The sequence below is a fragment of the Neptuniibacter marinus genome (assembly GCF_001597725.1).
Lineage (GTDB): Bacteria > Pseudomonadota > Gammaproteobacteria > Pseudomonadales > Balneatricaceae > Neptuniibacter > Neptuniibacter marinus.
The window spans coordinates 1-269 of record NZ_LUTR01000074.1 but is presented as its reverse complement, the minus strand read 5'-3'; the positions used below and the strand labels follow the sequence as shown (position 1 = coordinate 269).

Annotated in this window: 1 protein-coding gene; it reads left to right on the top strand. The window is 46.1% G+C overall.

Annotated elements, in window-relative coordinates:
- Positions 1-3: 3 nt before the first annotated feature.
- Positions 4-269, top strand: a 266-nt coding sequence (locus A3774_RS16110; protein ID WP_231868008.1) for an outer membrane lipoprotein-sorting protein, incomplete at its 3' end; no start/stop codon positions are given.

Sequence of the window (269 nt, the reverse complement as noted above, 5' to 3'; positions counted from 1 at the left end):
GTCGTGGCTTCACCAGAGCGTGGGTTAGAAATTGCTACTGAACGTAAAGCTCGCGATGAAGGTTGGGGTGACTCGGTTGCCACAATGAAGATGATTCTAAAGAACGCTCAGGGTGAAAGCAGTACTCGTGAAATGCGCTTAAAGTCGTTCGAAATCGATGGTGATGGTGATAAAGGTCTCACTATCTTCGATTTGCCGCGAGATGTGAAGGGGACTGCTTTTCTTAACCATTCACACAGTATTGAGGCTGATGATCAATGGCTGTATTT